Raw genomic sequence first — 19953 nt, 5'->3', positions numbered from 1 at the left:
ATACGATATCACCGTCGCTGAATAATCTACCTCAAAGTCGCTCACTGAGATCCTTCAGTGCTCGACATAAAAATAAAAGATGAGGATTAGCCCATGAGTGCGAAGGTTCCGTCGTTGGAGGACAAGTACGTTCAGGAGTCGGGTCAGGTTTTAATGACTGGTGTGCAGGCGTTGGTTCGACTGCCGCTAATGCAGCGGCAACGTGACCTTGCTTCTGGCTTAAACACGGCTGGATTTATCTCCGGCTATCGCGGATCGCCGCTTGGTACCTATGACCAAACCTTGTGGAAGGCTAAGGATCATCTGAAGAAGCACCACGTCACCTTTCAGCCTGGCTTGAACGAGGACTTAGCGGCGACATCACTGTGGGGCACTCAACAGGTCAATATGTTTGAAGGCGCGCAATACGATGGCGTCTTCGGCATCTGGTATGGCAAAGGGCCTGGTGTCGATCGATGCGGTGATGTCTTTCGACATGCGAACGCTGCAGGCACCTCGCAATTCGGCGGTGTTCTTGCCATCGCTGGCGACGACCACGGCGCCAAATCCTCGTCTCTACCCCACCAAACCGAGCATATTTTCAAAGCGGTGATGATGCCGGTGCTCGCGCCGTCAGGGGTGCAAGAGTACCTGGATTTTGGTATTCACGGATTCGCCCTGTCGCGCTTCAGCGGATGCTGGGTCGCTCTAAAAGCTGTCGCGGACACTGTGGAAAGTGCCGCGATCGTGGATGTTAGCCATGAACGGGTAAAAACGCTGCTGCCAGACTTTCCCATCCCTGATGGCGGTTTGAATATTCGCTGGCCCGATCCTCCGCTGGAACAGGAACAGAGGCTTTTTGAGCATAAGCTTTATGCAGCTGTTGCTTACGCTCGAAAGAATGGTCTTGATCGCCTGATAATGGATTCTCCAAAGGCGAAGGTCGGCATCATCACCTCAGGCAAGTCGTATCTCGACGTCTGCCAGGCGTTGAAGATGCTCGGTATCGATGATGATCGTGCTCGACAATTGGGGCTGCGAGTCTACAAAGTCGGTATGGTCTGGCCGCTGGACGCTGAAGGGGTTCGTCAGTTTGCCGAGGGTCTTGAAGAGATCGTGGTGGTTGAAGAAAAGCGCCACTTAATCGAGTACCAACTGAAGGAAGAATTGTACAACTGGCGTGAGGACGTCAGACCTCGCATCGTCGGCAAATTTGCGGATAAGGGTGAATGGACACTTCCACACGCAGACTGGCTATTGCCTGCTATTGGCGAGCTCACGCCTGCGATGATCGCGCGGGCGCTTGCCAAGCGGATCCTTGGCCACGTTTCCAGCGGCGAGCTGCAGGTTTGCCTCGCCGTTCTGGAGGCTCAGGAAGCTGGCCGATCTCATTACGCCACATTGGTTGAGCGAGTACCGCATTACTGTTCGGGTTGCCCACATAACACTTCTACCAAAGTGCCCGAGAACAGCCGTGCTTTGGCTGGTATCGGTTGTCACTACATGGCGAAGTGGATCTATCCGCAGAATGGCACGTTCAGTCAGATGGGGGGGGAGGGTGTGGCCTGGATCGGACAGGCGCCTTTTACCAAAACACCTCATGTATTCGCCAACTTAGGTGACGGTACATATTTCCACTCCGGCATTTTGGCGATCCGTGCGGCAGTAGCTGCCAAAGTCGCGATCACCTACAAAATTCTCTACAACGATGCCGTCGCGATGACCGGTGGGCAACCCGTTGATGGCACGCTTACTGTTCCGCAGATCAGCCGTCAGCTAGCAGCGGAAGGAGTAGGCCGGATTGTCGTCGTCACGGATCAACCAGAACGGTACGAGCAAGTTACCGACCTCGCACCTGGCGTTCCTGTTTTTCGTCGTGATCGCATGGATGAGATTCAAAAGGAATTGCGAGAGTTTCGGGGCGTTTCGGCCATCATCTACGACCAAACGTGCGCTGCTGAAAAACGTAGACGTCGCAAACGTAAGCAATTCCCAGACCCCGCTCGTCGCGTTGTCATCAACGAAGCTGTTTGTGAGGGATGCGGCGATTGCAGCAGTAAATCGAACTGTATGTCGGTTACTAACGTTGAGACGGAGTTCGGCAACAAGCGAAAGATCGACCAGTCATCTTGCAACAAGGATTTCACCTGTCTAGATGGATTCTGCCCCAGCTTTGTAACCGTAGAAGGCGGTAAGCTGAAAAAGCCTGCCGCACTCGAAGAGTCCGCTAAGGATTTGTGGATGTTACCGGAGCCACAGGTTACGTCCGTGGAGCAGCCCTACGACATTCTGATCACTGGTGTCGGTGGTACTGGTGTTGTGACCATCGGTGCGCTGCTCGGTATGGCTGCGTACGTCGAGGGCAAAGGCGTTCTGAACCTCGATATGGCGGGGATGGCACAAAAAGGTGGAGCGGTATGGTCGCACATTCGGATCGCGGACAAGCAAGCTGACCTTCATGCCCCTCGCATTGCAGAAGGCGAAGCGAAGCTACTTCTTGGTTGCGATCTTGTGGTGAGCGCCAATAGTGAAACCCTGGTCAAACTACGACAGAACGTTACTCATGCGGTGGTCAACGTAGAGGAAAGCATTACCAGTGCATTCGTACGAACCTATGCGGGACAAGCCGAAACCGGGGATCTTCTGAAGCACCCTGAACCCGACTTTTGCGCGGACCAACTGCAAGCTCAGATCAATGATGCCTTAGGCTCGAACAGGGCTGTATTCATCGAAGCCAGCGAAGTGGCCACCGCTTTGATGGGGGATTCGATTGCCACCAATATGTTCATGCTTGGCTATGCCTGTCAGATGGGTTGGCTGCCAGTGAGTCAGCAATCACTGCTACAAGCAGTGGAGCTCAATGGTACTGCTGTAGCGTCTAATAAAGCGGCATTTATGTGGGGACGTCGCGCCGCTGTCGACCTGACACGAGTGAAAGAGATGATCGCTCGTAAAAATTCAGCTCCTGTGAGTGAACAGCTGTCTCAATCGTTGGATGAGGTAGTGCAGCGTCGGGTCGAATTTCTGACTCAATATCAAGATGCCAAGTATGCGGAGCGTTTTTATCGCCGGGTTCAAACGTTCAAGGCCCTAGAGTCGCGTGTGATGGGGCAAGTCGGCGCACTGACTGACGCTGTGGCGCGCAATTACTTTAAGGTCATGGCGATCAAGGATGAGTTTGAAGTAGCTCGCCTTTACAGCCGGCCTGAGTTCCTGGACAAAGTCAATGCTCAGTTCGAAGGTGACTTCCGTCTCCAGTTCCATCTCGCACCACCGCTGTTCAGTGGCGGTAAAAAATCTGGTTACGGTGCGTGGATGCTTCGCGCGTTCAAATTGCTCTCCAGTGTTCGCCGAATTCGTAACTCTTGGGTAGATCCATTTGCTCGGACGCATGAGCGAAAAGTCGAGCTTGCCTGGTTGAAGGAGTATGAGCTCCTCCTTGATGTATTGGAGTCGGATCTTTCATCGCAGAAGTTTAGTTTGGCCATCGAGCTTGCTGAGTTACCCGACGCAGTAAGAGGTTACGGCCCCGTAAAGGATCGGTACATGGTGAGCGCCAAAGATCGCCTGAAAACCCTGATGTCCCGTTGGACTGCTCCTGGCTTCATCGATGCCACATCTAATCGAAATTCAAAGATCGCGTTGAAGCAGCTTTAACTTCAACCGCGCATTCGAGTTTTAGCTGAAGCCCATATAGCCGGCTCATCAGGTCGGCTCTATTAAATAACTAAAAGAGCGAAATGCTGAGATGAATCAGTTGCCTAGCCTGAATTTTTTCCTTGGTGAAGAGATAGATATGTTGCGGGACTCGGTCGCGGGTTTTGCTGCGAAGGAGATTGCTCCTCGTGCAGAGGCTGCGGATCGTGACGATCAGTTTCCTATGGATTTGTGGCGCAAATTTGGCGATATGGGCCTTTTGGGTTTGACCGTCGATGAGCGGTATGGCGGATCGGGCATGGGTTACTTGGCTCACATGATCGCCATGGAGGAAATCTCTCGAGCGGCAGGCGGCATAGGCCTTTCTTATGGTGCTCATTCGAACCTGTGTGTTAACCAAATTCACCGCAATGGTACTGACACGCAGAAGGATAAGTTTTTGCCGAAGCTTGTCACTGGCGAGCACATTGGCGCACTTGCGATGAGTGAGCCAAATGCTGGTTCCGACGTAGTGTCAATGAAGTTACGAGCAGAGAAAAAAGGCGATCGGTACGTGCTCAATGGCACGAAAATGTGGATTACCAATGGCCCTGATTGTGACGTGTTAGTGCTTTACGCGAAAACAGACATCGCTGCAGGTGCTAAGGGAATGACGGCGTTCATCCTTGAAAAAGGAGCACCAGGGTTCTCTGTAGCGCAGAAGCTGGACAAGCTTGGAATGCGCGGATCGCATACGGGCGAATTGGTTTTTCAAGATGTTGAAGTTCCGGAAGAAAACATCTTGGGTGGTGTGGGCGAAGGTGTACGAGTGCTCATGAGTGGGCTCGACTACGAGCGCGCAGTACTCAGCGGTGGGCCGCTTGGATTGATGCAGTCGGCCATGGATGTGGTTGTTCCGTATATCCATGACCGCAAGCAGTTTGGCCAAAGCATCGGTGAGTTCCAGTTGATTCAAGGCAAGATCGCAGACATGTACACAACCCAGCAAGCCTGCCGATCCTATCTCTATTCCGTCGGCAAACACCTCGATGCATTAGGTTCAGGTCATGCCCGGCAAGTGCGCAAAGACTGTGCAGGCGTAATTCTGTATGCAGCAGAAAAAGCGACATGGCTCTGCGGCGAGGCGATTCAAATTCTTGGCGGCAATGGGTACATCAATGAGTTTCCGGTCGGGCGTCTTTGGCGTGATGCCAAGCTCTACGAAATCGGCGCAGGTACCAGCGAAATCCGGCGCATGTTGATTGGCCGTGAGCTGTTCAACGAGACGCGTTGAACCTAGCAACCGAGTATCTGAATAGTCGCAGTCCAGAGTGGGCTGCACTTGCGCTACGAGCAGATTAGAACAAGAAGGGGCAACAATGAGCACGCTCACTACCCAACTCAATACCCGTTCCGCCGAATACGTGGCTAACCGTGAAGCGATCCTGTCCCAGGTTGAGGATTTGCGCATGCTGCTGGCTGAAGTGCACCAAGGTGGCGGACGCAAAGCTCAGGAGCGCCATGTTTCTCGCGGCAAACTGTTGCCACGAGATCGGATCGACGAATTGCTCGATCCCGGCTCTCCGTTCCTGGAAATAGGACAACTGGTGGCATACGAGGTTTACGGCGAGCATGTCCCGGCAGCGGGGGTCATTGCGGGGATTGGTCGCGTAGTAGGCGTGGAGTGCATGATCATTGCCAACGACGCAACCGTAAAGGGCGGTAGTTACTATCCTCTAACCGTAAAAAAGCACCTTCGCGCCCAAGCTATTGCTCAGCAAAATCGGTTGCCATGCATCTACCTGGTGGACTCAGGCGGTGCGAACCTTCCTCGCCAAGATGAGGTGTTTCCGGACAGGGAGCATTTCGGGCGCATTTTCTTCAACCAAGCGAATATGAGCGCGCAAGGCATACCTCAGATTGCTGTGGTGTTGGGCTCATGCACGGCCGGCGGAGCCTATGTTCCCGCTATGAGTGATGAGACCATCATGGTTCGCAATCAGGCGACCATTTTTCTCGCGGGCCCACCCCTTGTGAAGGCCGCAACGGGGGAGGTGGTCACTGCAGAAGAGTTGGGTGGAGCAGACGTCCATTGTAAGACCTCGGGCGTAGCTGACCATTATGCCGACAATGATAGTCATGCTTTGGCTCTCGCCCGGCGATGTGTGGCGAACCTCAATTGGCGCAAACTTGGTCAGTTGGAAGCGATAGCATCCATCGCTCCGCGTTACTCCCCGGACGAACTGTACGGCGTCATCCCCGTTGATCCCAAGCAGCCGTTTGATGTCCGCGAGGTCATCGCTCGAGTCGTCGATGGCTCGCAGCTTGATGAGTTCAAAGCGCTGTTCGGTACCACGTTGGTGTGCGGTTTCGCTCGAATCAATGGCTACCCGGTCGCCATCTTAGCTAACAACGGTATTCTTTTTGCGGAGGCAGCGCAGAAGGGGGCTCATTTCATCGAGCTCGCCTGTCAACGGGGAATTCCACTGGTGTTCTTGCAGAACATTACAGGGTTCATGGTCGGACAAAAATATGAGGCAGGTGGTATCGCCAAGCACGGCGCGAAACTTGTTACAGCTGTAGCGTGTGCACAGGTTCCGAAATTCACGGTGATCATCGGTGGCAGTTTCGGCGCAGGGAACTATGGCATGTGTGGGCGAGCTTACGACCCACGTTTCCTGTGGATGTGGCCTAACGCCAAGATCGGCGTAATGGGTGCCCATCAAGCCGCTGGCGTTTTGGTGCAAGTCAAACAGGAGCAAGCACGACGCGCCGGTCAAGAGTTCTCGGCCGAAGATGAGGAAAGTCTGAAGCAGCCTGTCATTGCGCAATACGAACACCAAGCGCATGCCTACTACTCAAGTGCTCGTCTTTGGGATGACGGCGTTATTGACCCTGCGCAAACTCGAGAAGTGTTGGCGTTGGCGCTGTCTGCCAGTTTGAACGCTCCGATCGAAGCGACCCGATTTGGTGTTTTCCGGATGTAATCAGGTAAGCCCTGGTTCGTTTGGCGTATTCACCCCGGAGTCTATGCGACGTGAGTGGCTTCAATTTTTCAGGATTTCCTATTGAGGACTGTCCCATGAACACATTCAGCACAATTGAACTTCAAGTCAGCCCAAAGGGCATCGCAACTATCTGGTTGAACCGCCCCGAAAAAAATAACGCGCTCAACGCCGAGATGATCGCTGAATTAATTAGCGTATTTCAGCATTTGAAGGATAACGAGGCTGTGCGTTTTCTAGTTTTGAGAGGGCGTGGTAAGCATTTTAGTGCAGGTGCCGATTTGACCTGGATGCAGGCCTCGGCGGCCTTGGATTATGCCGCTAATTTGAAGGATGCCCATGAGCTTGGAGAGCTGATGAGCCTGCTCAGTCACTTGCCGTTCCCGACAGTAGCGGTCGTGCATGGCGGTGCATTCGGCGGGGCGGTTGGTCTGACCGCCTGCTGCGATATGGCAATTGGTACCTCTGATGCCGTGTTTAGTCTTTCTGAGGTTCGAATCGGCCTGGTGCCAGGTGTAATCAGCCCATATGTGGTTCAAGCCATCGGAGAACGAGCTTCCCGACGCTATGCGCTCACCGGGGAACGGTTCACTGGCGAACGGGCTCGTGACATCGGCTTGCTCGCTGCAACCTATGAGGCGATTCAACTGGACGATGCTGTTGAGCAATGGATCGACTTGTTATTGCAGAACAGCCCTCAGGCGATGCGCGTCTGTAAAGCGCTTCTACAAGATGTTGGTAGCGGTGATCTTAGCGAAGAGTTAAGGCAGCGTACCGAGAAAGTCATTGCAGGAATTCGGGTCAGTGATGAGGGCCAAGAGGGACTCAGTGCTTTCCTCCAGGAACGCAAACCGGCGTGGGTTTGAACCGCACAGACGCACCATTGATTGAGCAAAATGACATGAAAAAAACAACAATCTCCACTGTCCTCGTTGCGAACCGTGGTGAGATCGCCTGCCGAATCATGCGCACTGCGAAGGCGCTGGGGCTTACGACTGTCGCAGTGCACAGTGACATCGACCAGCGTGCCCTACACGTTAGGGAAGCAGACGTTGCAGTCAACCTCGGCGGCGCCAAGCCTAGCGATAGCTATCTGTTGATGGACAAGATCATCGACGCTGCCCTTTCTAAGGGCGCACAGGCGGTTCACCCGGGTTATGGATTTTTGTCGGAGAACGCTACGTTCGCGCGCAAGCTTGAGGAGGCAGGTCTTATTTTCCTGGGCCCACCTGCAAGTGCGATCGACGCCATGGGTAGCAAATCCGCTGCCAAGGCACTCATGGAAAAGGCTGGGGTGCCGCTTGTGCCTGGCTACCATGGCGATGCGCAGGATCTGCAGACCTTCCGTGAAGCTGCCGAGAGTATTGGTTACCCGGTGCTCTTGAAAGCCATTGCGGGAGGTGGTGGTAAAGGCATGAAGGTGGTCGAGCGCGATAGTGAACTCGTCGAGGCTTTATCTGCTGCCCAACGCGAAGCCCAGTCTGCCTTTGGCGACTCGCGTATGCTGGTGGAAAAATATGTCCTCAAACCGCGCCACGTCGAGATTCAGGTTTTCGCTGATCAGCATGGCAACTGCTTATACCTTCATGAGCGCGACTGTTCGATTCAGCGCCGTCATCAGAAGGTTGTCGAGGAGGCGCCTGCCCCAGGGCTGCCCTCAGAGCTACGTCGAGCTATGGGTGAGTCAGCTGTTAGAGCGGCCCAGGCTATCGGTTACGTAGGCGCGGGAACCGTAGAGTTCTTGCTTGATGAGCGTGGCGATTTTTTCTTCATGGAGATGAACACGCGCTTGCAGGTTGAGCACCCTGTGACCGAGGCTATCACAGGCCTTGATTTGGTTGCCTGGCAGATTCGAGTTGCGCGTGGAGAGCCACTGCCCATTACCCAAGAACAGGTGCCGCTTCGTGGACACGCCATCGAAGTACGCCTCTATGCGGAAGATCCAGAGGCAGGATTTCTGCCTGCTAGCGGTCATCTGGAGCTTTACCGCGAACCTGCAACAGGCCCAGGGCGTAGAGTGGACAGCGGTGTCGAGGAAGGGGACGAGGTCTCCCCATTCTATGACCCCATGGTAGCCAAGCTGATTGCTTGGGGTGAAGATCGTGAAGAAGCAAGGCAGCGCCTGCTGTCGATGCTGGGCGAAACGGTCGTCGGCGGATTCAAGACCAATCTCGCGTTGCTTCAGCGCATCCTCAGTCACGAGGCGTTTGCGGCCGAAGACTTAGATACCGGCTTCATTGAGCGCCATCATGAGGACCTTCTACCAGCGATCGTGGAGTTGCCGGAAGCGTTCTGGCAACGAGCTGCTCAGGCGCTCATTGCTACAGATCCTGTAAGCGCAAGGTTGGATGATACAAACTCTCCCTGGGCAATAAACACGTCTTGGCGATCGGTTTTGTCTGCGACCGTGCGCCTGCAGTTGGTATCCGGCGGCGTTAAGCGTAGCGTCGACCTACAGCAGCATGGCTCGAGCTTGCCTCGCAATTTTGGCGTCGTTCGCAAAGGTCACACAGCGTATGTGCGATGGGGAGTTGAGTGGCATGCTGTCAGTCGTTTCGACCCAATCGCCGAGGCCGAAGTCTCCAACGGACATCAGGGCGGTCTGACGGCACCCATGAACGGCAGCATCGTTCGAGTTTTGGTTGAGGTTGGCCAGGAAGTGGAAGCCGGTGCGGCTCTGGCGGTACTGGAAGCGATGAAGATGGAGCATACCATCCGAGCTCCAGAGACTGGCAAAGTTACTGCTGTGTACTGTCAAGAAGGCGAGCTGATCAGCGAGGGTATCGTTCTGGTTGATGTGGAGATTGCGCCATGAACATGCCCTCCCATGTGCGCATTGTTGAAGTCGGCCCTCGTGACGGTTTGCAGAACGAGCGTAATCCAATCGAGGTGAGTCAGAAGATCCGGCTCGTGGATGATCTGTCAGCGGCAGGGCTTGAACACATCGAGGTGGGTAGCTTTGTCTCGCCCAAGTGGGTGCCGCAGATGGCAGGTAGTGCTGAGGTGTTTGCCGGCATCGGGCGTAAGCCCGGCATCACGTATGCGGCGCTCACCCCCAACAGGCGCGGATTCGAGGCTGCGATGGCGGCCGGTGTAACAGAGGTAGCGGTATTTGCAGCCGCTTCGGAGTCTTTCTCGCAGCGGAACATTAACTGCTCAATTGCCGAAAGCCTTTCCCGTTTCGTCCCAATTATGGATGCCGCTCGTCTGCATGGTGTCCGGGTTAGGGGGTATGTCTCCTGTGCCCTCGGTTGCCCTTACGAGGGCATGATTGATCCTGAGCAGGTGATGGTTGTTGCCCGGGACTTGTACACCATGGGCTGCTACGAGATTTCACTCGGAGACACGATCGGCGTAGGCACTGCTTCTGCTACCCGTACCCTGATTGAGGTAGTAGGAGGCAAGGTACCGCGTGAGCATCTAGCGGGTCATTTTCACGATACCTATGGGCAAGCTCTTGCTAACATCTACGCTAGTCTTCAGGAGGGCATTGCGGTTTTCGATTGTTCTATTGCAGGTCTGGGTGGCTGCCCTTACGCGACGGGTGCCTCTGGTAACGTCGCGACAGAGGATGTGGTTTACCTGCTCAATGGATTAGGCATTGAAACCGGCGTTGATCTTGAGCAGGTCGCCTATGCAGGGCGAGCTATCTCACAGGTGTTAGGGCGAACCTCGGGGTCGAAAGTCTCTGCTGCATTGAGCGCAAGGGGCTGAGTCATGGGGACTGCCACAGTTGAAAAATCAGCGACGTTCGACAAAATCCGAACAGCGGCCAGCGATCTGTTCTGTCAAACCGGTTATAAGGGTTTGGGTATGCGCAGTCTGGCTGCTGCAGTTGGTATCCAAGCTGGATCGCTGTACAACCACATTGAAAGCAAGCAAGCGCTGCTCTATGAGCTTATTAGCGAATATGAGCTCGATCTGCTACATGTCTTCAAAAACAAAAGACTGAGGCGGTGCGAGAGCGCAGTGCAGATGATCGCTCTGTTGTGGGACAAAGTGTCGATCTATGTCTCACAAAACAAGAGTTTGGCGCAGCTGGCACGATCTGAATCGCACCACCTGAATTTTGCTCAGGCTTCAGCCGTCTTAGAAATTCGTCGAAGTCGAATGCTTCAACTGCAGCTATTGATAGTCCAGTGTGCGGGCGACATCGGCTTGAGTAGCGAAGGGCTGGGGAAACTGTGCGAGGAGCTTCACGCACTGTTGGACTGCCACATCAATCTGGAGGCTGCCCCCTATACAGACCCCAATAAATTTGTGAGGCGACAGCTGCGCAATATGGCATCCATGCTGCTTGTGGGGCGAGATTAGCGCCCGACTTTTGTGTTTTGCCCCAATCTCTTAATACCAGTGCCACGTATTCGGGTTTTCTGAAGCTGGGGCGTCTTGATTCCCTAATCGTCCATAATGCTTGGAGTTGGGCACTGTTGAGTCGGACAGATGAAAGCATCTTTTGCTATCGCGCCTTCTGGCGACACCTGCAGGCACGCTGCAGTCGGTGGTGCTGTCCTAGGAGGGGAGGTGGCGAGTCTATCGCGGCGAACCTTCAATGCTTGCGAGATGATCAGACGGTTCTGCTTGTGGAAGGCCAAGATCTCTTTCTGACCAGTCTGCCAGCGTTGATCGGGTTGGGTACCTCGCTCAAGGACATCGAGGGCCTAGCGGTCGAGTTGGTCCTGGAAAAATCCCAGAGAAACATTACCGTTGCCGCGCAGTTGCTGAGGATGGGCCGTGCGCAAATGAGTTACCGATTGAAGGAAAGGTATATCGGGACGTTGGCGTATCCGTTTGAGAATTTCATTCATAAAATTATCAGTCAGATGGCAGGGTGGAGGCGCACAAAAACTCTCTTATGTTTCTGGTCCGTACAAAGCGCCCGGTTCAATGGGCTCTAGAAGTGTCGCTCAGGATTTTCTCGGTTTGGCATGTGAATTGTATGGGCAGCAGGGCCGCTGGACTTTCCGAGTACGCACCCCAAGTCCGGGGCTATACCAATAAGAGGTTTTTCATGACCAACTTTGTCGATAAGTATCCTGTCTTCAATCAACAATTCATTGCTGGTGTCTGGCGCGATGGTCGCGATAGCGCGGTACTGCAGGTTAATGATCCATTCTATGGCAGCTTGTTGACCGAGATTGTCCAAGCAGACCGCGAAGACCTCGATGAGGCCTATCACAAAGCTGCGGAGGCACAACAGAAATGGGCCGCCGTCAGCCCGGCCGAACGGGCGGCGGTGATGCACCGAGTGGTCCAGATTTTCGACCAGCGCCGCGAAGAAATCATCGACTGGATCATTCGCGAGTCTGGCAGCACCCGGGTCAAGGCACAAATTGAGTGGGGGGCGGCACGGGGCATTACCCTGGAGTCGGCATCTTTCCCGGCCCGCGTCCATGGTCGGATCCTGCCGTCCAACATTCCAGGCAAAGAGAATAGGGTCTACCGCGCGCCCTTGGGTGTAGTGGGGGTCATCAGCCCCTGGAATTTCCCTCTGCATTTGAGCCAGCGTTCGGTGGCCCCAGCGCTGGCCCTGGGAAATGCGGTAGTCATCAAGCCGGCAAGCGATACTCCTGTCACCGGGGGCCTGCTCCTGGCGCGAATCTATGAAGAGGCGGGGCTTCCGGCAGGATTACTCAGTGTGGTGGTTGGCTCGGGTGCCAAGATCGGCGATTCCTTCGTGGTGCATGAAGTGCCGAAATTCATTTCCTTCACCGGTTCGACACCCGTGGGGCTGAACATCGGGCGTCTGGCCAGCGGTGGCAAACACCTCAAGCACGTGGCGCTGGAGCTGGGCGGCAACAGCCCGTTCGTAGTACTGGCGGATGCCGATCTCGAACAGGCGGTGAATGCCGCAGTCATGGGCAAGTTTCTGCACCAGGGGCAGATCTGCATGGCGATCAACCGGATCATCGTCGAAGACGGCTTGTACGACGCTTTTGTCGTACGCTACGCCCAGCGCGTGAGCACGCTCAAGGTCGGTGATCCCCATGAAGCCGACACTGTGATCGGGCCGATCATCAATGCCAAGCAGTTGCAGGGGCTGGTGGCGAAGATAGGTCGTGCCAAGGAAGAGGGTGCGCGGGTAGTGGTGGAAGGGGAAGTGGTTGGCCAATTGCTGCCGCCTCACGTATTCGCCGATGTCACCCCTGATATGGAAATAGCTCGGGAAGAAATCTTCGGTCCTATGGTCGGCATCCTGCGTGCCCGGGATGAAGGCCACGCCTTGGAGCTGGCCAACGACAGCGAGTATGGGCTGTCCAGCGCGGTGTTCACGAGCAGCCTGGAGCGCGGCGTTCGTTTTGCTCGCCAGATAAAGGCAGGTATGACTCACGTCAACGACATCCCGGTGAATGACGAGGCTCATGCGCCGTTCGGCGGAGAGAAAAACTCCGGGTTGGGACGCTTCAATGGCGAATGGGCTATTGAAGAGTTCACCACTGACCACTGGATCAGTGTTCAGCACAGCCCACGTCATTACCCTTTCTAAGCCCCGCCGGGAGAATTTTGCATGTTGAAGAACAAAACGCTGCTCATTACCGGTGTTGCTTCGGGTATTGGCGAAGAGACCGCACGCGTAGCCCGCCAACAAGGTGCTCGCGTAATTGGCGTGGACATCAATCCGCCGAAGGTTGAGGTCGATCAATTCATCCAGGTCGACCTGTCCTCTCAGGACTCGATCGACGCCTTACTCGCCCAGTTGCCCGAGGGGATAGATGGCCTGGCCAATATCGCCGGATTGCCGCCAACCCAAAGCGCTGACCGAGTGCTCAAGGTCAACCTGATTGGCCTCAAGTACCTTACCCTGGGGTTGCTGCCAAAGCTTGCGAACAATGCTTCCATCGTCAACCTGGCCTCGCTGGCGGGGGTGGGCTGGCCGGATGCTGTGGCGACCATCAAGGCCGCCGAAGGTTTGAGCTTCGCTGACACGACAGCCTTCTGTGAACAGCACGGGATCGTCGGACCACGTAGCTATTTTTTCTCGAAGGAGGCGCTGATCACCTGGACTTTGCAGAACCGCTGGACTTGGCGCGAGCGTGGAATCCGGATGAACGCGGTCAGCCCTGGGCCGGTGGACACGCCGATTCTCAAGGACTTCATCGAGACATTGGGCGCTCGGGCCGAGGAGGACATGAAGACTATGGACCGTCCGGGCCGAGCCGCGGATATTGCACCGGTGGTGGCATTTCTGCTCGGTGATGGCTCAATCTGGATGCGAGGTACTAATTTGGCAGTAGACGGTGGGATGCATTCACACCTATTGGCTTCCAGTTCCGGCTTGTAATCTAGGCGGTTCAAGACTGTTCGATTAACGGACGGTCAGTGTTTTGCCAACTAGGCAATGGTTGTGATGGATGGGATGATTGATCCCATCCATCCACCTTGTTTGTTGCGCTCGATTTGACGTGGCAAGCATCAGGAACGCCGTGATGACTCAGCCAAAAAATAATAATTCAGGTGTATTCAAAGGCTTCCAACCACTCATTCCTGATTTGCTTACTGACCCTCAGGATCACCTTACTCTAGGCCACACTCCTACTTTAGAGCAGCTTGCTGAAACTGTGGCGTTTTCGCCGGAGGACGGGAGCATTTGGATGTGCGGCCAGCGTGTGATGCTGATGCATAGTTCGGCGTTGGGTGCCCTGCGCAGTGAACTAACGGAAACTATTGGCCTCGATAAGACGCGTGGGCTGTTTACACGCCTTGGCTGGATGGCCGGTACTCGTGATGCGCAGTTGGTCCGTGAGCGTTGGCCCGATGGCGATCACGCGGCTCTGTTTTCCGCAGGGCCGCGGTTGCACGCACTTGAGGGCTTGGTAAAAAACGAAGTGATTCGTTTTGAGTTCGATAATGCGCAGGGTCATTTCTATGCCGAATTTTTATGGCATAACTCTATTGAAGACGATAGCCACATCGCTGCTCACGGTATCGGCAGTGAGTCTGCCTGTTGGATGCAGATCGGCTACGCCAGCGGTTACGCGTCATCGTTGTTGGGTCGGTTGATTGTCTATCGCGAAGTCGAGTGCCGCTCCACTGGTCAGAGCCAGTGTCGGATCATTGGTAAGCCGGCCGAGCAATGGCCGGACGTGCAGAGCGATCTGAATCACTTCAACGCTGAAGACTTTCTAAGCCGCAGCGCCTACGAAGACACAAATACGGCCAGCGAACCGCCGGCGAGCGACGTCGAGGACTCCGATAAACATATGGTTGGAGTGTCCTCGGCATTCACCGCTGCTTGCCATATGCTGCGTCGGGTTGCCTCGACCCAGGCTACCGTGTTGTTCACCGGCGAGTCGGGTGTGGGCAAGGAGCTGTTTGCCCACATGCTCTACACCATCGGCGCGCGTAGCGGGAAGCCCTTCGTAGCGCTCAATTGTGCGACCCTGCCAGAGAATCTGGTGGAGTCGGAACTGTTCGGCGTCGAGCGCGGCGCCTTCACCGGTGCCGACCGTTCACGCAGCGGTCGTTTCGAGCGTGCCGATGGCGGTACGCTGTTCCTCGATGAAATCGCCACCCTCAGCCTGTCCTCCCAAGGCAAATTACTGCGGGTCTTGCAGGAGAGGGAAATTGAACGCGTTGGCGGCAGTAAGGCAATTTCAGTCGATGTTCGAGTGGTGGCGGCGACTAACCTCGATCTGCTGGAAGAGGTCAAGGCCGGACGCTTTCGTGAAGACCTGTATTACCGACTGAATGTCTACCCGATCCATTTGCCGCCCCTGCGTGAGCGGCGCGATGATATCCCGCTGCTGATGAACTATTTCCTGCGTAAGTTCTGCAAGCGCCACGGACGTTCGGTCACCGGCTTCACCAGCCGTTTGGTCAATGCGTTGTTGGCTCATCCGTTTCCGGGAAATATCCGTGAATTGCAAAACTTGATCGAACGCGGCGTCATCAGTGCGCAGGACAACGAACTGATGGATATCCATCATTTGTCCCAGGGGGGGCGCAACCCTATCAGCGATGCTATTGGCCTCAACGCCCAGGGACAGTTGGTGATGGCCCCTTTGGTACAGTTACCTTCCGTCGCTACGGTGAGGCCTCTGAAGGCTGTGGCGGAGGTCGGTGGTGAGCAACCGTTAACACACCTACGCGCTTTCCTCCGTGGTGATCAAACCACATTGGGTACCTCTCTGGAGGAAATAGAGAGCTTGCTGGTCGGCACCGCTATGCAGCGAAGCCATGGCAACTATACGTTGGCCGCGCAAATGCTGGGGATGACCCGGGCGCAACTGAGCTACCGGGTCAAGGGCCGCTAGACTCAGGTTCGGAACTGACTGACGAGCTCCCGCAAATCGCCTTGCAGGAGGGCTAGGCGATGGTTAGCCTGGGAGATACTGTCGGCATTGGTCGCACTGTCTTCGGCCAGTCCGCGAATGTTCAACAGGCTGCGGTCTATTTCGCGGGTAACATGCGCTTGCTCGTCGGCGGCGCTGGCAATCTCTTGATTGCGCTGGTTTATTTGCGCCACCGAGGTACCGATATCTTCCAGCGCCCGCTGGGCCGACTCGCAAGTGCTCCGAGAGTCTTCGGCTTGGGCATTGGCTTGCTTGACGGATGACAAGGCGCGCTGAGTCTCGCTGCTGACACCCTCGATCATTCGTTCGATTTCCACAGTCGAGGATTGGGTGCGTAAGGCCAGCGCCCGTACTTCATCGGCAACCACCGCAAAGCCACGCCCAGAATCGCCTGCTCTGGCCGCCTCGATCGCCGCGTTGAGGGCCAGCAGGTTGGTCTGCTCGGCTATACCGCGGATTACGTCCAGCACCTTATGAATTCCTTCGACTTGGCCCGATAGGCCTTCCATAAGATTTTGCATGTCGCTCAAATCGCCGCACATCCTCCCGATCGCCGCCACCGACGCCAACGCTCGTTCATGGCCTTGCCGTGCGGCCGTCTGCAATGACTGGGTGGCACCTGCTGTGTCTTGGGCATGGCGCGCCACCTGCTCGGCACTGGCGCTCATCTGGTTGACGGCGGTGGCGGCTTGCTGCAATTCAGCATTCTGCGCGTTGAGTTGGCGCGCGCCGTCTTCGGTCAGGCCGCCGAGCTCTGTGACGGCCCCGTTAAGCTGGGTGGATGCCTGGGCAATCCGCTGAATTGCCGACCGGAGGGTATTTTGCATTCCCCCCAGAACTTTGAGCAGAACGCCTAGTTCGCCTGTAGCACCAACAGTCGTCTCCTGGTCTAAATTACCTGCCGAGATGTTTTTAGCTAATTGCCCGGCTGCCCCCAGCGGTCCAGAGATCGAACGAATCAGCCAAAACCCCGCACCCAGGCAAATAAGCATGCTGGCGAGTACGGTCAGTAAGGTCGCGCGCATGGCGGTACGCTTGCTTTCAAGTGACGCCTGATAGGCCTCCAGGGCACTCGCCGATTGCAGTTGGAACAAGTGACGAAATACTTCTCGTTGAGCCAAGAAGGCACTGTCGACTGGACCGCTCAATAGTGTGAGGGTGCGATCAAAGTCATTTGCCAGGAAGGCCTGTACTGCTTTGTCCATCCTTTCGAGAAAAACACTGCGGGTTTTTTCCAGCTCTCCTAGTAATGCCTGCTCTTGAGGGCTTTTGGGCATAGCTTGATAGCGCGTCCAGAGTTCAATGACTTCGTTTCGCAAAGGTATAATGCTATCAACGATGCGCTGGGTTTTAGATTCGTCGCGCTCAATCGCGCCTAGCAAGATGGGAAATCGCGCGGAGCTGTTGATTTCCAGCATCCTTCCCAGGCTTTCAATATTCAGCAGCTTGGCGCTGTACATATCTTCCAGTTTAGTACTGGCTTGTTCAAGACTGTACAGGCTCCATCCGCCGAGCAGGATAAGCAGCAGATTCAACAACACCAGTAATGCACTTAGACGAGCCTTGATTGTGCTTAATATGGGCGTCATGGTTGATCCACCTGGTTACCGTGAGCTAGATAGGCCCTTTGCAGAGCCTGTGGGGCATCATTGAAGCGCTGGGGATCGCCTTCCAGAACAACGCGACCCTGATTCATCACATAGACGTAATCCGCGAGGCGCAAGGCGACCTGCGTGAACTGCTCGATCAGCATGATCCCTGTGCCGTTTTGGGCCAGCAATTCAATGACCCCCTCCAGGCGTTTAACGATCACCGGTGCCAATCCCAGAGACATCTCGTCCACCAGGATGAACCGTGGCCGAGCCATCAGTGCATGAGCCAGGGCTACCATCTGCTGCTGGCCACCGGAGAGGGTTTGGGCGGCCTGGGTACGGCACTGGGCTAGCTCAGGAAAAACCTCGAAGACTTCCTCTAGTGCGTTAGCCAGTTCTGCGTTGGAGAGCAGGTTGCCCGCAGCCTTGAGATTGTCCAGCACGCTCAGTCCGGCAAACACAAGGTGACCTTCGGGAACGGCGGCGACGCCCGCACGGCGGATGCGTTCGGCGGACATGCCGGTTAGCGACTGTTCGCCCAGGCACACCGCGCCGTCGAGCAATGGCAATGCCCCGGCGATGCCCATGACCAAGCTACTTTTACCGGCGCCATTCGGGCCAAGTACAGCAGTGATGCGACCTGGTTCGATGCTCATGCTTACGCGGTCGAGTACACGCTTCCCGCCGCGCGCGAGGCTCAGACCGCGGATAATCAGCGAATCAGTCATTGCAGTTCCTCGTCGCCCAGGTAGGCGGCTTTTACCCTTGGGTCTTGAAGCACCTGGGTGGTTGGTCCGTAGGCGATCAAGGTGCCGAAGTCCAGCACCAGAGTGTTGACGCAGGTGTTGGCGATCAGTTCGACGTCGTGGTCGATCATCAGGGTGGTGGCCGAGAAGCGCGGGCCGATACCTAATACGATTCGTTGCAGTTCGGCCATCTCTTCGCCGCTCAGACCTCCGCCGGGCTCGTCGAGCAAGACGATGCGCGGCTGGCCGGCGAGGGTTTTGGCCAGTTCCACGCGGCGCCGTTCGAAGCCATTGAGGCGCGCACCTAGGATATCGGCCTGGGCGGTGAGGCCAGTGAATTCCAGCACGTCGTCGATTTGGCGGCGTTTTTCGGTGTGGCTTCCGGGCAAGGCGTCGAGCATGGCGCGAATGTTATCGAGTACGCTCAAGTCTTCGACTACCAGTTCCCTCTGAAAGGAGCGGCGCAGGCCCCAGCGTGCCCGAAGGTGCGGGGGCATAGCGCGGAGGTCGCTGCCGAATGCCCTCAGGGTGCCGGTACGCGGGGTGACGAAACCGCTCAGTACGTTGAGCAGGGTAGTTTTGCCCGCGCCATTGGGTCCGATAATACCGACCAGAGGGGCGTCGATAGTGACACTGATACTCTTGAGCGCCTGGACACCGCCAAACCAAACCGACAGGTTATTGAGCTCAATCATGGGCGTGCCCTCCAGTGCCGCAATTGTGCGAGCAATTGCCCTGCAATGCCTTGGGGGGCGGTGATGAGTGTGTGCAGCAGGGCGATGCCGAAGATCACATATGACAAATCGCCCGCCAGTCCAAGGTTGTCGAGAAAGGCTGGAAACACTCGATACAAGACCCCAGTGATGATCGCACCCAGAATGCTGTAGGCCCCACCGACAATACTCAGGGCCGCGAGCATGATCGATTCGCTGGCCGGAAAGGAGCGCGCATCCAGTGTGCCCAAGCTAGCCGCGAGCAACGCGCCAGCGATCCCCGCGAGAAACCCCGCCAGGCAAAAAGCCCAACTCTTGTACAGCGAGACATTGATCCCGGCCGCCATGGCACAGGCCTCTCCCTTGCGGATCAGTGCCCAGGCTCGCCCGGGGCGGCTGCGCTGGTGCCATTCGATCAGCAGGAACCCCAGGCCAGCCACGATCACGCAGTAGCGGAACATGCCGATGTCGCTCTGCCCAAGCCAGGGCCGGGCCATCAACATTCCGCCCGCCGGGTTGAAGCCGCGCAAGCCCTCACCACCATTGGGAAACTGCACGGCGGTTATCAACACACTGAAGCCTGCGGCGGCCATTAGTGTGATTAGAGCCAGATAGAGGCCACGCAGCCGTAGGGCGGGCAAGCCGACCAGCATGCCCGTGATACCGGCGGCGATCCCGCCAGCCAGTAGACTCAGCTCATAGGGCCAGTGGCCGCTGTGGGCGACGCGCAATGATACCCAGCCACCGACGCCGACCAGTGCCACCTGAGCCAGTGAAACCAAGCCTAAGCGGGCATACAACAGGCTCAAGGAGGCGGCGGCTAGGGTATAGATTGCCGCGGTGGTGGCGACACGCAGCCAGTAGGCGCTCAGGACTTCGGGTACGAACACCAGCAACAATGCCAATGCGCCGAAGGCCAGCCATTTGAGAGCCTGGCGTGAATCGGCGGGGCGTGTCACGGCGTGGTTTTGCAGTGTGTGAGTCATCAT

15 protein-coding genes are annotated in these 19953 nt (G+C 56.0%); 11 read left to right on the top strand and 4 right to left on the bottom strand.

The genetic code is table 11. The features are described 5' to 3' along the window. The first annotated feature begins 93 nt into the window (after nucleotides 1-93). From V3W39_RS00840 to V3W39_RS00795, 11 genes are all read left to right on the top strand, one after another. Nucleotides 94-3636, top strand: a complete 3543-nt coding sequence (locus tag V3W39_RS00840) for an indolepyruvate ferredoxin oxidoreductase family protein (protein ID WP_330211975.1) — start codon at nucleotides 94-96, stop codon at nucleotides 3634-3636. 91 nt (nucleotides 3637-3727) lie between these two features. Next, nucleotides 3728-4909 carry an isovaleryl-CoA dehydrogenase gene (locus V3W39_RS00835; RefSeq protein WP_330211974.1) on the top strand — a complete coding sequence of 394 codons (1182 nt, stop codon included), beginning with the start codon at nucleotides 3728-3730 and terminating at the stop codon, nucleotides 4907-4909. Between the two features lie 85 nt (nucleotides 4910-4994). Beyond that, a complete protein-coding gene (locus tag V3W39_RS00830) occupies nucleotides 4995-6602 on the top strand; it encodes a carboxyl transferase domain-containing protein (protein WP_330211973.1) in 1608 nt (535 codons plus the stop codon). 95 nt (nucleotides 6603-6697) lie between these two features. After that, on the top strand, nucleotides 6698-7486 hold the full coding sequence (locus V3W39_RS00825; RefSeq protein ID WP_330211972.1) for an enoyl-CoA hydratase-related protein: 789 nt from the start codon (nucleotides 6698-6700) through the stop codon (nucleotides 7484-7486). Between the two features lie 35 nt (nucleotides 7487-7521). After that, nucleotides 7522-9435: an acetyl/propionyl/methylcrotonyl-CoA carboxylase subunit alpha gene (locus V3W39_RS00820; RefSeq protein WP_330212310.1), complete on the top strand. Its 1914-nt coding sequence runs from the start codon at nucleotides 7522-7524 to the stop codon at nucleotides 9433-9435. After that, nucleotides 9432-10334, top strand: a complete 903-nt coding sequence (locus V3W39_RS00815) for a hydroxymethylglutaryl-CoA lyase (RefSeq protein WP_330211971.1) — start codon at nucleotides 9432-9434, stop codon at nucleotides 10332-10334. Before V3W39_RS00820 ends, V3W39_RS00815 begins: the two co-directional genes overlap by 4 nt. Nucleotides 10335-10337: 3 nt before the next feature. Continuing rightward, the gene (locus V3W39_RS00810; protein WP_330211970.1) at nucleotides 10338-10934 is read left to right on the top strand and encodes a TetR/AcrR family transcriptional regulator; all 597 of its coding nucleotides are present in this window, start codon (nucleotides 10338-10340) and stop codon (nucleotides 10932-10934) included. A 269-nt stretch (nucleotides 10935-11203) separates the two neighbouring features. Continuing rightward, nucleotides 11204-11518, top strand: a complete 315-nt coding sequence (locus V3W39_RS33690; protein WP_442968383.1) for a helix-turn-helix domain-containing protein — start codon at nucleotides 11204-11206, stop codon at nucleotides 11516-11518. Nucleotides 11519-11631: 113 nt separating this feature from the next. Further along, nucleotides 11632-13107 (top strand): aldehyde dehydrogenase family protein, encoded by a 1476-nt coding sequence (locus V3W39_RS00805; protein WP_330211969.1) that lies wholly within the window; start codon nucleotides 11632-11634, stop codon nucleotides 13105-13107. A 21-nt stretch (nucleotides 13108-13128) separates the two neighbouring features. After that, nucleotides 13129-13902 carry a coniferyl-alcohol dehydrogenase gene (locus V3W39_RS00800; protein ID WP_330211968.1) on the top strand — a complete coding sequence of 258 codons (774 nt, stop codon included), beginning with the start codon at nucleotides 13129-13131 and terminating at the stop codon, nucleotides 13900-13902. A 145-nt stretch (nucleotides 13903-14047) separates the two neighbouring features. Beyond that, nucleotides 14048-15874: a sigma 54-interacting transcriptional regulator gene (locus V3W39_RS00795; RefSeq protein WP_330211967.1), complete on the top strand. Its 1827-nt coding sequence runs from the start codon at nucleotides 14048-14050 to the stop codon at nucleotides 15872-15874. Between the two features lie 2 nt (nucleotides 15875-15876). Here V3W39_RS00795 and V3W39_RS00790 read toward each other — a convergent pair whose 3' ends face one another. The 4 genes from V3W39_RS00790 to V3W39_RS00775 are packed head-to-tail and all read right to left on the bottom strand — an operon-like array spanning nucleotide 15877 to nucleotide 19953. Next, entirely contained in the window at nucleotides 15877-17502 is a 1626-nt protein-coding gene (locus tag V3W39_RS00790; RefSeq protein WP_330211966.1) for a methyl-accepting chemotaxis protein, read from the bottom strand. Beyond that, nucleotides 17499-18233 carry an ABC transporter ATP-binding protein gene (locus V3W39_RS00785; protein WP_330211965.1) on the bottom strand — a complete coding sequence of 245 codons (735 nt, stop codon included), beginning with the start codon at nucleotides 18231-18233 and terminating at the stop codon, nucleotides 17499-17501. Before V3W39_RS00785 ends, V3W39_RS00790 begins: the two co-directional genes overlap by 4 nt. After that, complete coding sequence (locus tag V3W39_RS00780; RefSeq protein ID WP_330211964.1) at nucleotides 18230-18946, bottom strand: ABC transporter ATP-binding protein; 717 nt, start codon at nucleotides 18944-18946, stop codon at nucleotides 18230-18232. Before V3W39_RS00780 ends, V3W39_RS00785 begins: the two co-directional genes overlap by 4 nt. Continuing rightward, entirely contained in the window at nucleotides 18943-19953 is a 1011-nt protein-coding gene (locus tag V3W39_RS00775; protein WP_330211963.1) for a branched-chain amino acid ABC transporter permease, read from the bottom strand. Before V3W39_RS00775 ends, V3W39_RS00780 begins: the two co-directional genes overlap by 4 nt.

The organism is Pseudomonas sp. Z18(2022) (genome assembly GCF_036346535.1).
Classification (GTDB): Bacteria; Pseudomonadota; Gammaproteobacteria; order Pseudomonadales; family Pseudomonadaceae; genus Aquipseudomonas; species Aquipseudomonas yamanorum_A.
Note: the sequence above shows the minus strand (reverse complement) of the source record. Positions and strands in the feature narration are given on the sequence as shown.